Here is a 19,778-nt window from a genome sequence, read left to right on the forward strand (position 1 = left end):
CTGAGCTGTTCAGTGTTAAATTGTAATGCCAACTTGTCGGCATATTTTTCCACAACCCTTGCCAGCTGTTGACCCAGTTCAGTGCCGTTGGCGACCTGCCCTAATAGGCCCAGCTCCGCCAAGCTTTCACTTGATGTCAATGCTAACTCTGCCAGGGGCCGGTGTAATTGCTCGGTTAAGGTTTTCAGTAGATAGCAATAACTGTCAGCCAGTGCCTGTATGGTTGCCGTGTCAAAAAGCGCTGTTGCGTAGATCCAATTGCACTGGAAGCCTGCAGGAGTAGACACAACTTCCAATGTCAGATCGAATTTTGCTTCTACACTGGCACTTTCGGCCAGCGTGGCGTTCACGCCATTGAACAGGGTCAACTCACCACTAAAGCCAGCATCACGGAAACTAAACATCAGTTGGAACAACGGATGATAGCTTAAGCTGCGTTCTGGCTTTATCAGATCTACAATGTCGTCAAAGGGTAAATCCTGATGATCCTGCACGGCGAGTATATATTGTTTGGCCCGCTGTAAGGTATCCGCTAAGCTTTGCTGCATTGACAACGGTAACCGCAGAGGCAGGCTGTTGACGAAAAATCCGGCTATACCTTCAAACTCAGGTAGACGACGGTTTGCCACCGGCGTGCCCAGTACCACATCATCGGTGGCACTGAATCTGGCAATCAAGACGGTAAACAGGGTTTGTAGCAGGCTAAAGGAACTGGCGTGCAGTTCATGACACAGTTGCCGGACGGTCTCTGACACCTCGCCAGGCAACACTATCTGCAGCTGACTGCCAGCAAAACTCTGGCGCTGTGGCCGGGCATAATCGGTAGTTAAACTATGTAGTGACGGGGCACCTTGTAATTGCTGTTGCCAAAACTTGCGCTGACGCTCAGCCGCGTCGGACTGCAGCCACTGATGCTGCCACTGTACATAATTCGCGTAGTGCCAGCTTGTGTCTAACGCAGCTTTAGCGCCACCACTATACTGGTTATAAAACGCCGCCAGTTGCTCCAACAGCAAATCCATACTCCAACCATCAGTAATAATGTGATGGCAGGTCAGGATCAATACCCGCTGCTTTGGCAAACAAACCAGCTCGGCATCAAACAGAATGTCAGCTGCAAGATCAAAACCCCGGCGGCTTTTTGTCAGTATGTAATCATTTAGCTGCGCGCTGGCACTCTCAGTTGTAGACCAGTCCTGCAGACTCAGTATGCCCGCTGGCGCAGGCAGCGTTTCCTGCCATAAATTATTGCTTACAGCGTCCATAATAAAACGGGTGCGTAATTGAGGCTGTATCTGAACTAAGTTAGTAAGCGCTTGTTGCAACGCCGTGACTTGCAATGAGTCACTAAAATAGATCACCGACTGCACAGTATTCGTTTCTTGTTGCGAAGACAAACTGTTGCTCAGCCACATCCGTTGCTGACCCGCCGATGGTGCAAACCGCTGAGGTAGCGCCATAGGCTGTAATACATCTGGCCGTTTTTGCTGATGCTGCGCTAACCAGATGGCAAGTTTACGCACACTGCTATGTTCGGCAAACTGCGCAAAACTCAGCTCAACACCATACAGTTGCGCCAAGCGCGCTAACATCCGCGTTAACTGAATAGAATGTCCACCCAACTCGGTAAAACTATGCACAACACTGACCGGACCAGAGTTTAGTATGTCCCGCCATAACTGTGCCAACTCACTTTCCAGAGCCGTAGCTGCAAAATGTTGTTCAGCCTGCACAGGCGCTGACAGCTTAGTAGCCAACAGCTGCCGACGATCCACTTTACCACTGCTTAATAACGGCAAGCTATCTAACCAGCCGCCATTTGAAGGCACCATAAAACGGGGTAACTTCGACGTTAACCAATCACTAAGCTCAGACCATTCAGGCCTCAAATTACCAGCCGCCCGCATAAAAGTGACCAGGCTATCCTGTTCAGCCAGTTTAACAACCACCGCCTCGGCAACCGCAGGATGTGCATTGAGCTGATTTTCAATCTCACTGAGTTCAACCCTGAATCCACGCACTTTTACCTGCTGGTCACGCCGACAGACAAATCGCAGCAGTCCGGACGCATCGCGGGTTACAATGTCTCCGGTGCGATACCAACGCCCCTGCTCGTTCTGATAAAAAGCTTCAGCAGTTTGTTGTAGATTGTTGATATACCCTTCGGCCAGACAGCTACCACCGATATGCAATTCACCTTCGTGCGCAGCAAACCCCTCTACCGGCTCAACTTTATACAACCGCGGGGCGAGCACTTTGCCGATTGCCACAGACGTTCCCTGTAAATCTGCGACACTCAAGAGATGATAGCAGGCCGAGATCACCGTTTCTGTCGGACCATAGGCGTTAAATAATCGGCAACGACCAAATAACTTGTATTCCTGCCACCGCTCGATGACCTGCCGCGGTAACACATCGCCACCAACAACCACCGTATGTAGCGTACTGTTATGCCAATACGTTTTAGCTGTAGTCCCCTCAAGTAACAGCATCAGATAAGCAGGCGGTACATCTGTTGCCGTGATCTGGTGCTTGAGGGTATAGCGATAAAACTCAGAAATGCTGAGCTGCTTAATTTGTTTCAAATGTAAACAACAACCATGCATCAAGCTAAGCCACAGCAGTTCCAGCGCTGCATCAAACGTAAAAGCATTAATATGCAACAGGATATCGGTGGCAGATAACGAAAAATGGGTAGACACTTGTTTCAGGTGAGCTGCCAGCGCTTGGTTAGTTACCAGCACCCCTTTTGGTTGCCCTGTACTACCTGAGGTGTAAATAATATAGCCTTCAACAACATAATTTTTATAATTTACATTAAAATCAAAAAGATATGGATCATCAAGCAGGTTAGTACAACTGACACTAAAGAGTTCCGCATACTGTTTCACCGCGTCGGTCACCAGTAATACCAGGCCAGTATCTTCGACCATATAGCGGGTGCGCTCAGTAGGTGCTTGGGGATCTAACGGAACAAATATCGCGTTTAACTTACACACCGCCAGATAAACAGTTAAGTACCGAACCGATTTTTCCAATAGCACGCCAACGGCATCCCCCGGCTTGACGCCGAATCTGGCAAGTTGCACGGCACAAAAATCAACCTCTTTAGTTAATTCTTCGTAACTTACCATTTCTGTTTCAGATACAACTGCGGTACTCGTCGGGAAGGTAGCTGAAGATGCCAAAAATGCAGAGTAAATAGCTGATTTTGTTTCATTAATCACAAAGAAATCCTTTTGTAATACTATTTTATAGTTGTTGTTATCGTCACATCATCAGCTAATACAGCAATTTTTTCAATCTACAAGTTAAATGCAAGAGAACACAAAAACCGTAAAGCACCACTTACAGTAACAAAAAGTTAAATTTAATGTACCGATTAACATTTGTTGACTATGTAATTATTTTAGTTAAAGTCTCAAACCTAAAATATAAAAACAAATACAAATTAGAGCAACAACTCACTTTTTGTTTCTATTTTGACACAAAATCATCAGCAGACAGGGAGCACACAGTACATAAGTACTGCAGTAAGTGATTACTATGAATATTGAGCATCTGATCGGCAAAGCAGAACAGCATGATATTGAATTGTTTCTGGAAAATGGAAAATTGGGTTACCGGGCTTACCAATCACAACCCAACAGGGGGCTTTTGGATCAGTTATCGGAGCACAAGGATGCGATTCTTCACTATCTGCAGCAGCAGGCTGCAAATATGCCGGATTACTGCAAGCCCCTGCCAGTATCAACTAGTCAGCAGCGTATATGGACCATTGATCAGTTGGAACATGGCAGTACTGAGTTTCATATCCCTGTCGCACTGTTGCTGCCGCGTTCAGTAGATCTGTTAACTTTGACTGAACGGCTAAAAACAATGGTCGAACGGCACTATGTGCTGCGTTGTGTCTTTACAGAGAAAGAAGGTCAGCTGTATCAGAGAGTAGATAGCCCTGATAAATTAAAGCTGAGTGTTGAAGATTTGACATATCTGCCTTACCAAAACGCCATCGCTCAGGCTCAAGCCAGAATAGCGCTGGATAATCAACAGACATTCAATCTGGCCGAAGATCTGCCACTGCGGGCTATCCTGTTCCGTTTGCCGCAACAGCATGCCGTTATTTACCTTAATATTCACCACATTGCTGTAGATGAAAGTTCGGTGACCCAGTTACTTGAAGAGTTATTGGCCGAAAACAACGTACTGCAAAGCGCAGCGCCGGTGCAATACGCTGATTATGTATATTGGCAGCAGGCGTATTTACGTTCCTATGCATTTAAGCAACATCTGGCTGCCTATGTGCAATTACTTACCGACGCTCCTGCGCTGCACAGTCTGCCACTGGATTTTCCCTATAGCCCACTTACCAGTAATGCAGCAGCTCAATATAGAATCGATTTGGAGCCCGATTTAGCAGTCGCTGCTTTTACATTATGCCAACAACAGCAATTGACACCTTTTATGCTATTTCAGGGGGCACTGTCTGCTTTTCTCAGCATCTGGACTCGTAGTGATGACATAGTACTCGGCACACCAAGTATTTTGCGGCCTCAAGACAAGTTTAAACAGGTGGTTGGCTGTTTCCTTAACCTGTCCGTATTGCGCAGCCAGTTTACTGCCGGTATGACGGGATTAGATGTGATGAAACAAGCTCGTCAGCTCAGCCTGAATTTACTCGACTGGCAGTCTGTGCCGTTTGAAACCCTGTTAGAGAAGCTAAAACCTGAACGCAGCCCACTGTATAGCCCTTTGTTTCAAATATTATTTTCGATGCATATGCAGGGGCAACAGAATACGGATAGCAAGCAAGACAGTGTAACCGCGCTAGCAATTAGCAGAAATACAACCAAGTATGATCTGACGGTTCACGCCAGTGTCAGCAAGCAGCATATTGCATTTAATTTTGACTACAAAACAGATTTATTTCTGCCCAGTAGCATCGAACAACTGGCTCAGGCATTCTGCCAGTTTCTGCATACTTTTATTTTGGCACCAGCAACTGATCTGACTCAAATCAGCCTTGTTACTGAGCGGGACTCTGCCCGGCTAAAGCAGTACAACGCGACAATTTTCGACTATCCGAAAAGTCTGCGTTTAGATCAACTTATTACTCAACAAGCCGAAGCGACACCTGACAATATTGCCATAGAAGCAGAACAGTGCCTGACTTATCGTCAATTGGAACTGTATAGCGAGCGTATAGCAATATCATTAGCTCATCACGGAGTGAAATCAGGAGATCACGTCGGCATTATGCTTGAACGCTCTGCACTGATGGTCTGTACTATGCTGGCGTTAATGAAACTTGAAGCGGCCTATGTCCCCCTTGATCCAGCGTACCCGCTGCAGCGGTTAAAATATATTTATCAGCAGGCTAATTGCACGTTGTTAATTAGTGACACTATCGAATCAGCAACAGAATTAGGCGCCAAACATAGCTTTTCGCCTGAAACCTTATTGCAGCGTGCACAAACGTCAAGACCAGCAGCCACCCATTTAGGCTCAGCAGCAACGGCTTATCTGATTTTCACCTCAGGCTCTACCGGTCAACCGAAAGGCATAGCAATACAACACTGTAATGTTGTGAATTTCCTACTGTCGATGCAAACACAGCCCGGCATTACCAGCCAGGATAAACTGCTTGCAGTAACTCCGATTTCGTTTGATATCTCAGTTCTGGAGCTCTTTTTACCACTGATTAGCGGCGCTTGTCTGGTAATTGCAGCCCAGAAACAAAGAGACGGCTTTAGTTTGTGCCAACGGTTGGAACAAGGAGATATCAGTCTGATGCAGGCCACACCTGCTGGCTGGCAAAGTGTGCTTGATGCAGGCTGGAAAGGTCAGCCTGGCTTGAAGGCGCTAAGTGGGGGTGAAATGTTGCCAGCACAATTGGCTAACCAACTGAAACAAAAAACAGCCGCACTGTGGAATATGTATGGGCCAACCGAAACCACCGTATGGTCTAGCATGGCTGCAGTAAATAACACGGCACAAAACAAGATCACTATTGGCCGGCCGATCGCTAATACTGAGATCTACGTACTCACACCGAACCACCAACTATGTGCATTTGGCCAAACTGGCGAGATCGCGATTGCAGGAGATGGAGTCAGTTCAGGCTACTACGGTCAACCCGAATTAACACTAAGCCGTTTTATCAGTATTAAAACGGCTGAGGGTGAAAAACGGGTATATCTTACCGGCGATTTAGGCCGCCTTACTTCTGATGGCCAGTTGCAGTGCCTCGGCCGTACTGATGAGCAAATCAAACTACGTGGTTTTAGAATAGAGCTGACAGAAATCGACGCTGTAATGCTGACTCTGTCGAATATTAAACAAGTTGCAACAGTGCTACATAAACACAACACAGGTTCCACACTGGTTAGCTATTACTGCTCAAAACAGCCCGATACTCAGGACAACGAACTGCAATTACTGTTACAGCTCAGGCAGCAACTACCAGCTTATATGCTGCCAGAGCGCTTGGTCATTTTGCCGCAATTGCCATTGACACCAAGCGGGAAGATTGATCGAAAAGCCTTAGCAGCATTAGCGTTGAAGCAACACCGTCATAGTCATGTAGCACCTAAAACTGACCTGCAATGTCAGTTGGTTGAGTTGTGGCACAAACTTACCGGCCAAACCGATATTGGTATTACGGACAATTTTTTTGCCCTCGGAGGAGATTCTATTTCCGCAGTCAAAATTGTGCGTTTCTTGCGTGAACAAGGCTATGACATGAACAACAAACTGTTATTTAGCCATCAGACTATTGAAGATCTGACGACTCACTTACCCCAGCTCCTTACACCTTTGACTGGAAACGTCACTGAAATACAAGTCGACGGTATCGACATGTTGCTGACGGGAGATGGCGACAACAACGACCTGACAGCCATATTAAAAGAGTTTTCAGCCCGTTGATATAAGAATAAAAATAATAACCAGGACCAATGACATGAAGTCTACAGAAAACATCGCGGCTATTTATCCTTTGTCACCGACCCAGTCAGGATTGCTGTTTTATTTGCTAAATGCAAACAAAGGTGACCTGAGTTACCGTGAGCAGCTGAAATTTACTGTCGATAAAACCTTGTGTTTAGCCAATCTAAAACAAGCATGGCAACATGTCGTCAATCGTCACCCGGTGTTACGGTCAATATACAGCTGGCAGGACAAATCCCAGCCGTTTCAGATCGTTCTCAAGCATGCACCTCTGTACTGGCAAGAGCACGATCTTAGTCATCTGAATTACGACGATTGCCGTCAATGTATCAAAGAGTTGTCATTGCGTGCCCGGCAATATGAACTCCAACTCGACCAGCAACCACCGTTGCAAATAGATTATTTTAAACTGCCAGATGGCAGCGCTGAGCTAGTCTTCAGTTTTACTCATCTGCAACTTGATGGCTGGTCGATGGCGCTGATCAGCAATGAGGTTGAAGCGATTTTACATCAGCTATTAACTGCAGACCCTCTGGCTCTGCCACCAGCCGGTGACTACAAAGAATACGTGAAATGGCTGCTGGCACGCGATCATGCCGCCTCTTTGCAATACTGGCAACAGCAGTTGCAAGACTGTGATCCGACACCACCATTACATTTAAAACAGCAAGCTGTCCAAAGCAACAGCAATAACCATGAACAAACGGTATTGCGTCAGCAGATTAATGTCGAAAATAGCCAAAAAATACAGCTGTTCTGCCGCCAAAATGGCATGACGTTAAACGCTTTTATGCTAGGGGTGTTTGGCTATCTGAACAACCTTGCGAGTAACCAGACACATAGCATTATTGGCGCAGTGGTATCAGGCCGGTCGGCAGAAATTGACAGTATCGAGCGTACTGCCGGATTCTTTAGCAATGCAGTGCCAACTGCGATTAAATCGGTACCCGGCTTAAGTTTTATTCACTGGTTACAGCAGCTGCAACAGCAATTGGCAGAAGGGCGTGAGCATGCATTTGTTTCGCTTGAGCAAATCAAAGCAGGTATAAACATTGCTGTTACTGAACCTTTGTTCTCCACCTTGTTTATATTTCAGAACTATCCGAAAAAAATAATCACCGGTGATAACAACCGCTCTGTGGTTATGCAACAACAGCAAGGTGTTGAACAAAGCCACTATCCTTTAACGCTGTATATCAGTGTCAAAGACTCCATCAGTATCTGGGCCAGCTACGACAACCTGCATTATGATCAAACTGAGGTGCAGCTATTACTGGATTATTACCACGAATTAATGTTGCTGTGTATGACACAGGCAAAAACACCACTGTCGGAACTGAATTTACTCACGGACGCCCGGCGCGAACAGCTGGAGCGGATTGCCAAAGGCCCACGCAAGCCAGAGTTAATCCAGCAACATTTGTCATCACAGCTATACCAATTAATAACCGCCTCAGATCGGTTGGCGCTTATCGATGGCAAACGGCAGTTTAGCTATTTGCAGTTGGCCCGGCATGTCGAAACACTGCGAAAAAACTTACAGGCTCAGAATATTGGCCCGGGGCAACGTGTAGCGTTGCGGTTAACCCGCTCAGCTGAGTTTGTTATTGCCAGTCTGGCTTGCCTACAAGCTGGCGCCAGCTACGTCCCCATTGATCCTGCCATGCCACTGGAACGGCAACAATTTATTTTACAAGATGCCGCTGTGGTATTAATTATCAGTGAAAGCAGCACCGAGGCAGATCAAGTGCCGGTTTGGTCAACAGATTCTCTGCTAGATGGGCCACTAAGCGCGGCCCCCAGCTCAGAGCATATTTTTGACAATCAACTTGAAGCCTATGTGATCTATACATCCGGGTCTACCGGCACGCCAAAAGGTGTTGCAGTATCACGCGGTGCTTTATGTCACTACGCCTTATCTGCAGCTCAGTATTACCATCTACAGCCTGGCGATCATGCGCTGCAGTTTGCCTCGGTTAGCTTTGATACGGCTATTGAAGAAATTTATCCGACATTATTCAGTCAGGCCAGTCTGGTGATAAGAGATGATAACGTTCTTGGCTCGGCGGCCAGTTTTAACCAATTTTTACAGCAACAGCAGATCTCCATACTGAACCTGCCTACCGCCTACTGGATGCATTTAGTGACCATGCTCGAAGAAGAACAGGTGAAGCTGAGCCCGCAGATCAGAAGCGTTATTATCGGCGGTGAAGAAGCATTGCCCGGCGTCCTCAAAAAGTGGCAACAATATTGTCTGCAGTATCAGCTAAATCCGGCGTTGCACAACACTTACGGCCCCACTGAAACCACTGTGATTACCAGCCGTACCGAATTAAGTCAGTACCGGATAAAAAATACCGCCTTACCTATCGGTCGTGCTATTGATAACAGCGCCTTGTATATCGTCAATGAACATTTGCAATTACTTAGCCCTGGCTGTGTTGGCGAAATAGCAATAAGTGGTCCGGGATTGGCACTTGGCTATCTGAATCAGATAGCGTTGACAGCAGAAAAATTCGTCCAATTGCCGCAAGCGGGCAAAGCCTACCTCAGCGGCGATTTGGGTTACTACCAGGACGATCAGCTGTATTATCTGGGACGTAAAGATTTTCAAGTGAAGATCCGCGGCTATCGGGTCGAACTGGGTGAAATTGAGCAACTGCTGTCTACTCATCCGGACATCAGTGAATGCGTTGTGGCAAGTTTTACCAATGAAGACAACACCAGACAGCTGGCAGCATACTATGTCGCAGCCGTGCCATTATCACATCTGCAGATCAGACAGTTTCTGGCAGCAGTATTGCCCGACTACATGCTGCCGTCAGCATCAGTACAACTGAATCAACTGCCGAAAACTCTGACAGGAAAGTATGATCGCAAACACTTACCCATTCCTCAGTTCGAACTGACACAGGTTAGCTGTTTCTCTGACCCTTATCAGGATTTACTGGCACAAATCTGGTTAAAACTGCTGGGTGACCAGCCACTGACAACAGAAAGCCACTTCTTCCGCCTTGGCGGACATTCCATTCTGGTAACAAAGCTGATTGCTGAAGTAAGAAAAAACCTACAACTGAACCTGAGTTTTACAGAAGTATTTCAGCAGCCGGAATTGGCTAAACTGGCCGCTTTACTACAACAAAAGCAAGCTCAGGAGCAGCAGGCGTTTACCCTACCGGCAATCAAACCCTACCCACCACAGCGTGATATCCCGCTGTCATTCCAACAGGAACGGGTGTGGTTTTTACAACAACTGCAGCCAGGAAATACAGCCTATAATTTTCAGTTAACTTTCTGGTTAAAAGGTCCTTTACAGCCCGAAATTCTGGCACAGAGCTTAACGGAAATCGTTGCCAGACAGCATTTGTGGCACACCAGTTTCCATCAGCAAGACGGCATCCCTTTTCAACGGATTGGCAAGCCTTTCGACGTCGAGTTACAACTAGAATCCTTGATGCATTTAAATGCCCAGGATAAAAAAACCTATGCACAAAGCTTACTTGATGAACTTAGCCAAACTGCTTTTGATGTCAGTCAGCTGCCACTGATTAGGTGGAAATTGCTGCAACTGGACACCGACTACTATCAACTTATTCAGGTTGAACATCATTTGGTGCACGATGGTTGGTCAGTGGGTTTATTTTTAAAAGAACTGCAAAGTATTTATCAGGCCAAACTGGCCGGCACTGCCCATGCCTTACCGGCGCTACACATAAACTATGCCGATTTCTGTTTGTGGCAACGGGAAGTCTTAGCGGGACCTTATTTTAACCAGATGGAGCAGTATTGGTTAACGCAGCTGGCCGATTGCCCAACCCAATTGGCGCTCCCGTACGATTATGCCCGCCCTGCTGTACCAAGCTTCCGCGGTGATTCAGAAATGTTTCATCTGCCAGACGCACTTTACAGCCAGTTACGTCAATTCAGTAAGCAACAAGGTTACACCTTGTATATGACGATGCTGGCTGCCTATTACGTGATGTTGTCCCGCTACTCGCAGCAGACGGATATTTGCGTCGGCGCTGGCGCCGCATCACGCAGTTTGCCAGAGCTGCAACCCATTATTGGCATGATGGTTAACAGCATAGTGCTGCGTACTGATCTGAGCGGCAACCCTAACTTTTTGCAGTTACTCGACAGAGTTAAAACCACCTGCCTTGGAGGCTACTCACATCAGGATATGCCATTTGAGCAGTTAGTGAAAAAGCTCTGCCCCAGCCGCACCGGGCATGCAAACCCATTATTTCAAACTATGTTCAGCTTCCATGATGCAGAAGTGCCTGATCTTAACTTCGGCGGACTGGAAGTCACGGCTCAGGTAAAAACCAATAAATCGGCCAAGCTTGATTTAAACATCATTGTTGCACCACAGGCAGAACAGCGGGTTGGTAAAGTAAGCACCCGCCCTGCCTATGCCGTAGTCACCTGGGAGTACAGCACTGAACTGTTTAACCGTAAAACCATTCTGGATATGATTGATACCTATCTGCAACTGCTGGACAATCTGACCAAGCAGCCGGAGCAACCAATTAATCAGCTCAGTGCCGTAAGCCCTGAGTCGATGCAGGAGCAGTTATTTGCGCTAAATAATACTGCCCAGCCACTGTCGGACGCTTCAATACCTGGATTATTTGATCAACAAGTCTTACAGCATTCAGATCGTGTTGCCGTAGTTTGCCCTGCTGCAGGCAATATAACGTATCTGCAATTGCAGCAACGCTCACTGCAACTGGCAACTTACTTACAACAGCAAAATGTCGAGCAAGGGCAGATTGTCGGTTTGGCCTTGCCCGCCGGTATGGAATTGTATGCCGCTATGCTGGCGTGTTTACGTCTGGGCGCCAGTTACATGCCGCTGGATTTGACGGCAGGTGAGCACCGTCTTGGCGCAATGTACAACGACTTGCAATTGCAAAGCCAGCCGATAATTCTGGCACAGCAACCATTATTAGCGCACTGCCCTGCCAGTATCCGCGTACTGCCGTTACCGGCCCCAACAGCACAGGCAATTGCCTGCTTTGACCATTCCCGCGCACTGCAACAGGCTTATGTACTTTATACGTCTGGCACCACCGGCCGTCCGAAAGGTGTGTGCGTGCCGCAGCAGGCTGTGATTCGGTTGGTTAAAAATAATCAGTTCCTGACAATCACCGAACAAGATTGCCTGTTACAACACTCTTCAGTCTACTTTGATGCTTCAGTGCTGGAAATATGGGGTGCCTTTTTAAACGGTGCCTGCCTGATTGTTCCTGCCCAAACCAAGCTAACGCTGGACGCGCTGGAGCACACTCTGGAGCAACATCGCATCAGTATCCTCTGGCTGACAGCCGGTTTATTCCATGCATTTGCTGATTACTTTACAGGGCGACCATTGCATAACCTGCATACGCTATTAGCAGGCGGCGATGTGCTATCGATGGAAAAAGTATGTACTGTGCTGCAGCACTACCCGCACTTAACGCTTATCAATGGCTACGGCCCGACCGAAAACACCACGTTTTCCTATTGTTACCCGATGCGCGCCCACACGCTGTCACATTGGCAGCACTTAGCCTCGGTGCCACTTGGCTATGCCATCAGTAACAGCCGCGGTTATATTCTGGATCAACAAAAACAGTTACTACCTTATGGCGCCACTGGCGAACTCTATCTGGCAGGTCTGGGGCTAGCGACAGAGTATCTGGGGCTTGACGGGCCAACGGCAGACAGTTTTATTGAACTGACATTGGGTGAGGGTGACTTTAAACGCACTGAGCGCTTATATCGTACCGGTGACTTAGTACGTTACAGCCAGGACGGTTTACTATGCTTTGTCGGCAGACGTGACAGCCAGATTAAAATTCGCGGCTTTCGGGTTGAAATACTGGAAATAGAAGAGATCCTGCGTCAGCATCCGCAAGTTCAGCAGGCTGCCGTCGTTGTTGATGATGATCCGCAACTGGGTAAGACCCTGTTTGCTTTTGTCAGTACTGACGGCAATATCAGCACTGCAGAACTAATGCGCTATTGTCAGCAGACCTTACAGCCTTTCCAGCAACCCGCCAGTATCAGCTTGCTACCACAGCTCCCCTTAACAGCTGTGGGGAAAGTCGATAAAACAGCCTTGCTGAACCAGCGCACCACCGAGCTGCCGGTTAGTGAGGCACAGTTGCCCGTGACAGATACCGAGATCCGTCTGCAGCAGATCTGGAGTCAGGTGCTGGGCAAAACTAATATCACCGTACAGCAGAACTTCTTCAGTTTAGGTGGCCATTCTCTGGTTGCAGTGAAGGTTATCGCTGACATTCATCAGCAATTTGGTGTGCGTCTGAGTTTACTCGATTTCTTCCATCGCCCCACTATCGCAGCCTTGGCGGTGTTAATAGAACAACAGCCCTTAGCAACCACTGAACTAATTAGCCCATTGCCGACGACAAGCTCGAACGCTGAGGAGTTAGATAACTTATCTGACGAAGAGCTTGACGCTATGCTCGCCGTGCTGGCAGAGCAGGACTGAATCATGACGGCGACAATGACCCGTGCAGAGAAACTGCAAAAGCTGGCCCAGGCCAAACAACAGCTGGGAGCATTGCTGCCATTGTCAGCGGCTCAGCAACGATTCTGGTTTATTGAGCAACTAGAGCACAGCAGCGGCCTGAACAATATTTTTAAAGCGCTGCTGATTACTGAGCCGCTGGACCAAGCGGCTTTGCAGCAGGCGCTTTACACTGTGACGCAGCGCCACCCAACGATGTGCAGCCGCTTTATCAACACCCGTAATGGCCCAAGGCAACACACCGTGCCTGCGACAACACCACTGATCGCAGTGACTGACGTGACAACTTTAGCCGAAGCCAAAGCGCTGGCCAGCGCCGATGCACAACGAGGTTTTACTTTATCAGCAGAATTGCCATTTCGCTGCACGCTGTACCAGATGTCACAACAGCAGTTTCTGTTAACACTGTGCATTCATCACATTGTTGCCGATGGTTATGCGTTAAACCTGATCCTGGCAGAGTTACACACGCTTTACCGTCAGTTACTGGGACACGCTGTACCAGCATTAGCGCTGCCGGCTATAGATATGCAGCAGTACCTACAGCAACAGCAACTGGCAGAGCTTGTACAGTTACAACAGTTCTGGCAAAACACGCTGCAAGATTGCGAACCGCAATTACAGTTGAGCCGTAAAACTGCAGCTCTGAGCAACGACGGCGATTATTATTATTTCAGTTTACCGGCTGATGTCTCTGCGCAAATCAGCCAGTTTTGCCAGCAACAACACATCACCCCTTTTAACCTGCTACTGGCTGTGTTTAATATTTTGTTACATAAGCTCAGCGACCAACGCAATTTCATTGTTGCCACTCCGGTGTTAAATCGGGATCAACCGCAGCTAAAGCATTTTGTTGCCGCGGTGGCGAATACGTTATTGCTGCCAGCCGCTATAGACAGCAAGACCGCCGCCGGGCAGTACGTGCAGCAGTTACGACAGCAGTTTTATCAATGCCTGGCACATCAGCAACTGGGTTACTCACAGATCCTGGACTTGTTACAACCAGAGCGCGATATTAATCGTAATCCTCTGTTTCAGGTGATGTTTTCGTATAACGCACTGCAAGATGCCATAGCGGCACCCGACAACAACTGGCAAAGCTGTGCGATACAACGACACTATGCCAAGCTGGATCTGACGCTGGAGCTGACATATCAGCACAGTGGTTTCCATGCCTATTTTGAATATAACAAAGCCTCATTCAACGAAGGTGATATCAGTCGTTATGCCGAATTTTATGTCGAATTGGTGCAACAGGTTATTCAGCAACCAGAACGCCCATTGGCACAAATTGCACTAACAACTTTGGCTCAACAACAACAGCTGCTAGGCCATGCGCCAATCGCTGGTTCGGCAGAACAAGATATTTTGTCGGCGCTGCTAAAGACGGTTAATCGGATACCGCAACAAAGCGCGCTAACACAAACCAATGCCGCTCAGCAATTGAACTACAGTCAGCTGTGGCAGCTGGTAAAGCACTATAATGCCCTATTGCAGCAACATGGCATGGAACCCGGTCAGGTGGTAGCTATTAGTTGCGAGCACAGATTAACCGCCATTGTTGCCATGCTGTCAGTGCTGGCAGCTGGCGGCTGTTTTGTGATTATCGACCATGATATCAACGTCGATCGTAAGCAGTTTTTATATCAGGATAGTCAGGCATGTCTGACTATGACTGACCAGCCAGACGTTGGCGCTATTGAGATAACATTAACGCCTGAGCTACTGCAACAATCAGCTGCAGTAGAAATCCAGTCCACCCAACCGGCTTATCTGGTGTATACCTCAGGCACTACCGGCACACCTAAGGGCGTAGTTGTTAGCCGGCAAGCACTGAGCAACCACGCCAGCAGCATGGCGCAACATTATCAGCTCAGCCAGTGTCGCACCAGTTTACAAAGCTCTGCATTATCTTTTGATTTGGCACTGGAAGAAATTTTCCCGCCATTAATTGCCGGTTGCCACCTGCTGTTGCCCGCTCAGCAACAGACGCTAACCTTCGACGAGCTGCGACAGTTGGTTACCCAGTACCAGATTGAACATCTGAGTCTATCGACTGCCTACTGGCAAAGTTGGATTAGCAGCTTGCTGCAGGCACAGCAGCCGCTGCCAGGCTGCATCCGTCAAATTGTTATCGGCACAGAACAATTAACCGGTACAGCCGTAAAAAGTTGGTTCAGCTTAACACCACCACCTCAGGTCGTATTGTTTAATGCCTATGGCCCCAGTGAAGCCACCATCAGCTGTAGCTTACACCGGGTAACACCGCAGGATCAGTCGCTGCCTGAAGTACCGATAGGCAAAGCAATATTACCGAACCGGCTTTACGTGCTGGATGCAGATTTGATGCCTGTTCCCGTTGATGTTACCGGCCAACTATATATTGCCGGTGATAATCTGGCACTGGGCTATCACAATCAGCCTGAACTTAGCGCCAGCAAATTTATTTATCATCCATCAAGCGGTGAGCGACTGTATGCCACTGGCGATCGTGTCTACTTCAGAGGCGACGGTAACATCTGCTTTGCCGGTCGTAACGATCAACAAATTAAGCTACGTGGCTATCGTATTGAGCTTGAAGGTATTCGCCAGCAAATACTGCAATACGGTGCTGTCGCTCAGTGCTATGTCACGGTCGTCGAGCCACAACAGCTAGTCGCTTATCTGGTGGCTGCCGACAATACTCTGCAACTGACTGGGCTGCGCCAGTATTTGCAGTCGCAGTTAGCCGAATATATGCTGCCACAGCATTTAATCTTGCTGGATGCCTTACCTCTTAACAACAGAGGCAAAGTTGATCAGACCAAACTGCCACGTCCGGATACAACCTTCAGTTCAGCTGCAGAGCAAACTAGCGACGATGTTATAGAACTTGCTTTGCTGGAAATTTGGCAACAGCTTTTACCCGACAAGCCGCTGCAGATGACACAAAACTTTTTTAGTGCCGGAGGTCATTCACTGTTGGCGCTGTCTATGTTAGCGCGGATTAAAGACAGCCTGCACAGTACTATCAGCCTGCGGCAGTTTTTTCAGCAGCCTACTATCCGGGCGCTGGCGCAGTTGGTACGTCAGCAAACCGGTGTGCAACCTGCTATCCCATTGTTACGCCAGCCAGAGCAAAACCTGTTTCCGCTGACAGCAAGCCAGCAACAAATGTGGGTGTTGCATCAGTTAGACAGCAGTGGTGCAGCCTACAACATGCCGATGCTGCTGCTACTGAACGGCGAATTAGATACGGTCAGTTTGCGCCATGTGTTGCAGCAAATAGCGCAGCAACAGGGCGCATTTCACACCACTTATGTTGAAGATAACGGCACGGTGTTTCAGCGTCTGCATCGCAATACTGAACTACAGTTTAGCGAGCGTGATCTCTGCACTGCAGCCAATACCCTGCCACAGTGCTTTGCCGCTGATGCCAACGTGCCCTTTGATCTGACAACCACGCCAGCATACCGGTTTGTGTTGTATAAGCTGGCACCACAGCGTCATGCGCTGGGCGTAGTGATGCACCATATTAATGCCGATGGCAGCAGCTTCCAGTTACTGTTGCGTCAGCTTGCTTACGGCTATCGGCAGTTGCTGCAGCAACAGCCCTGGCAAGCAGCACAACCCCAATTGCAAATGGCAGACCTGGCATTGTGGCAACAGCATGCTGATTATCAACAATGGCAACAACAGCAACTGGCTTACTGGCAGCAACAGTTAAAAGATGTACCTCAACTGCTGGAACTAGCTACAGACTTTCCTCGTCCGTCGCAGCCGAGCTTCCGCGGTGGCCGCTGCCGTTTTCAGCTTACTGCAGATTGCGTCAACGCCTTAAAACAACAAGCCGAACAACGTGGTGCATCGCTGTACATGCTCAGCTTCGCCATTTGTGCTCAGCTATTACATGAGTTTTCCCGCCAGGACGATTTTGTTATTGGTATCCCGGTATCCGGACGCGACAACACGCAATACAGTGAACTGATGGGGCTGCTGCTGAACACCTTACCTATCCGACTGCAATGGCAACCGGACATGACCTGCAGCCAATTGATTGCGCAGGCAAAGCAGCAAATTTTATCAGGCTTCGAGCATCAACAGTTGCAGTTACCGCAACTGCTGCAACGGCTGAATATTACGCGCAGCACCAGCCATAATCCGTTATTTCAGGTACTGTTTAACTTCAACCACAGTACTGCTGCCAGCAATAGTGAACAGGCCATTACAGAACAGCTGTCGCTGGCTATGCCTGATAGTGATAACCACAGCGCCCGCTTTGATTTAAGTTTCAGTCTGACCTTACAAGGCGATAACTTAAGTGGCTTTATTGAGTACAGCGAAGATTTATTTTTGCCTGCCTCAGTTGAGCTGATGGTAACGCGGCTACAACAGTTATTTTGCCAGTTTGCTGAAAATACGGCCAGGCCACTGGCGACGCTGGAGCAAGAGCAACAAGCGGCGTTTATGGCGCAGTTACCTGAAACCAGCTGCAATAGTGTGCCCGCATTTGACAACCTGAGCTGTTGGTTTGCAGATACCGCGTCACGCTTCGCCGATAACCAGGCACTGATAAGTGCTGATCGTCAGCTGAGCTACCGGCAACTGCAGGTTGAAGTTGACACCTTAGCAGCTCAGCTTTATCAGGCGGGTATCCGCCCTGGCGATTTGATCGGCGTTTGTTTACCCAGAGACAGTCAGTTGATCATCACGCTACTGGCTATTTTCCGCTGCCAGGCGGCTTACCTGCCACTGGATCCTGAGTATCCTAAAGACCGCCTGCAGTATATTGTCACTGACGCTGCAGTGCGCGCCATTATCAGTAGCGATGAATTGCAAAGCGTACTGGCGTTACAAGACGCACCAGTCTGGCTGCTACCACAGCTGCAGCAGATGTCAGCAGAACCACTACCCGAGTTATCCGGTCAACCACAACAACTGGCATACTGTATCTATACATCAGGTAGTACGGGTCGGCCTAAAGGGGTGGAGATAGGCCAGCACAGCATGCTGAACTTCCTGCAGGCCATGGCAACCGAACCCGGTATCACTGCCACCGATAAATTACTGGCAGTGACGCCAGTCTCATTTGATATTTCAGTATTAGAACTGTTTCTACCCTTGCTACATGGCGCCTGCCTGGTGTTATTGCCACATCAGCAAAACCGCGACGGGCATAGTATTTCCCGCCAGTTACATCAACATCAGATCAGTATTATGCAGGCAACGCCAGCTGGCTGGCGCTTGTTGCTGGAATCAGGCTGGACCGGACAAGCTAACTTAACCATGCTGACAGGCGGTGAAGCACTGCCAAAAGTACTGGCACAACGGCTGCTGGGTAAAGGCCGGCAGTTGTGGAATATGTATGGCCCAACCGAAGCCACGGTATGGGTATCATGTCAGCAAATAACCGCGGATAACCTGAATTTAATCAGTACCGGTCTGGCAATCAGCAACAACCGGCTGTATGTCATGAATGCCGATGCCGAACTGGCCACAATTGGCAGCAAAGGCGAGTTATATATTGCCGGTGACAACCTGGCACTGGGCTATCGGGGCAAAGCCGAACTGACTGCTGAACGTTTTATTACCAAACAGTGGCACAACGGTAAACAGGAACGTCTATATCGTACCGGCGATTTAGTAAAACAATTGGCAGATGGCCGCTTGCTGTATCTGCAACGGCTTGATGAGCAAGTCAAACTGCATGGTTATCGTATTGAGCTGACAGAAATAGAAGCTGTCGCTGAACGTTATGCCGACGTTACCGCCTGCGCTGTGGTGCTGAGCCAGGCCAGTAATGGCGAGCCATTACTGGTGGCGTTTTTTACCGCGCCACGACAATTAGATACCAGTAGTTTGGCAGCATACGCCTCCAGTTGGTTACCTTCTTATATGGTGCCCACATTATGGCAGCAGTTGGACACCCTGCCTACAACCCCAAGCGGCAAGGTTGACAAGAAGCAACTGCGCCAGCGCGAACTTACTGAACAACTGCCGCAACAAGCTCTGGTAACAAGCACTGAACAACAATTAGCAACGTTGTGGCAAAAACTGCTGGGTATTGATGTGACCAGCCGTAACAGTAACTTTTTCCGTCTGGGCGGCAACTCAGTGCTGGCGATGAAACAGCTGGCGTTAATCCGTCGTCAGTTCGGCGAGCATCTGCCGCTGGCGCTCGGTGATTTATTTGCCCATCAGCGGTTGGACCAATTAGCAAACCGGCTGGACGAGCTGCAGTTACAAACGGTAGATGAAGATGAACTGTTAGCCATGATGGCTGAGATAACCGGATAAATATAACAATAATGGATAT

Annotated in this window: 4 protein-coding genes (1 of these 4 running past the window's edge); 3 read left to right on the forward strand and 1 reads right to left on the reverse strand. The window is 48.4% G+C overall.

All coding sequences use genetic code 11. The features are described from left to right. A protein-coding gene (locus tag MJX74_RS12965) for a non-ribosomal peptide synthase/polyketide synthase (RefSeq protein ID WP_240223250.1) crosses the window boundary here: on the reverse strand, positions 1-3,227 show its 5' end (the start). It extends 26,806 nt beyond the left edge of the window; 3,227 of the gene's 30,033 nt are visible here — the first part of the coding sequence; the start codon lies at positions 3,225-3,227; its stop codon lies beyond the left edge, outside the window. Between the two features lie 319 nt (positions 3,228-3,546). On the opposite strand from MJX74_RS12965, the gene MJX74_RS12970 reads away from it, so the two are divergent. The 3 genes from MJX74_RS12970 to MJX74_RS12980 are packed head-to-tail and all read left to right on the forward strand — an operon-like array spanning position 3,547 to position 19,759. Then, a complete protein-coding gene (locus MJX74_RS12970; protein ID WP_240223251.1) occupies positions 3,547-6,927 on the forward strand; it encodes a non-ribosomal peptide synthetase in 3,381 nt (1,126 codons plus the stop codon). Between the two features lie 34 nt (positions 6,928-6,961). Beyond that, on the forward strand, positions 6,962-13,444 hold the full coding sequence (locus tag MJX74_RS12975) for a non-ribosomal peptide synthetase (protein ID WP_240223252.1): 6,483 nt from the start codon (positions 6,962-6,964) through the stop codon (positions 13,442-13,444). A 3-nt stretch (positions 13,445-13,447) separates the two neighbouring features. Then, entirely contained in the window at positions 13,448-19,759 is a 6,312-nt protein-coding gene (locus MJX74_RS12980; protein WP_240223253.1) for a non-ribosomal peptide synthetase, read from the forward strand. Positions 19,760-19,778: the final 19 nt, after the last annotated feature.

The sequence above is a fragment of the Rheinheimera hassiensis genome (assembly GCF_022436675.1).
Taxonomy (GTDB): Bacteria; Pseudomonadota; Gammaproteobacteria; order Enterobacterales; family Alteromonadaceae; genus Alishewanella; species Alishewanella hassiensis.

Excerpts from the sequence above, each read along its gene's own strand:
- MJX74_RS12970 (WP_240223251.1), top strand. The coding sequence starts at position 3,547 with ATGAATATTGAGCATCTGATCGGCAAAGCAGAACAGCATGATATTGAA.
- MJX74_RS12975 (WP_240223252.1), top strand. The coding sequence starts at position 6,962 with ATGAAGTCTACAGAAAACATCGCGGCTATTTATCCTTTGTCACCGACC.
- MJX74_RS12980 (WP_240223253.1), top strand. The coding sequence starts at position 13,448 with ATGACGGCGACAATGACCCGTGCAGAGAAACTGCAAAAGCTGGCCCAG.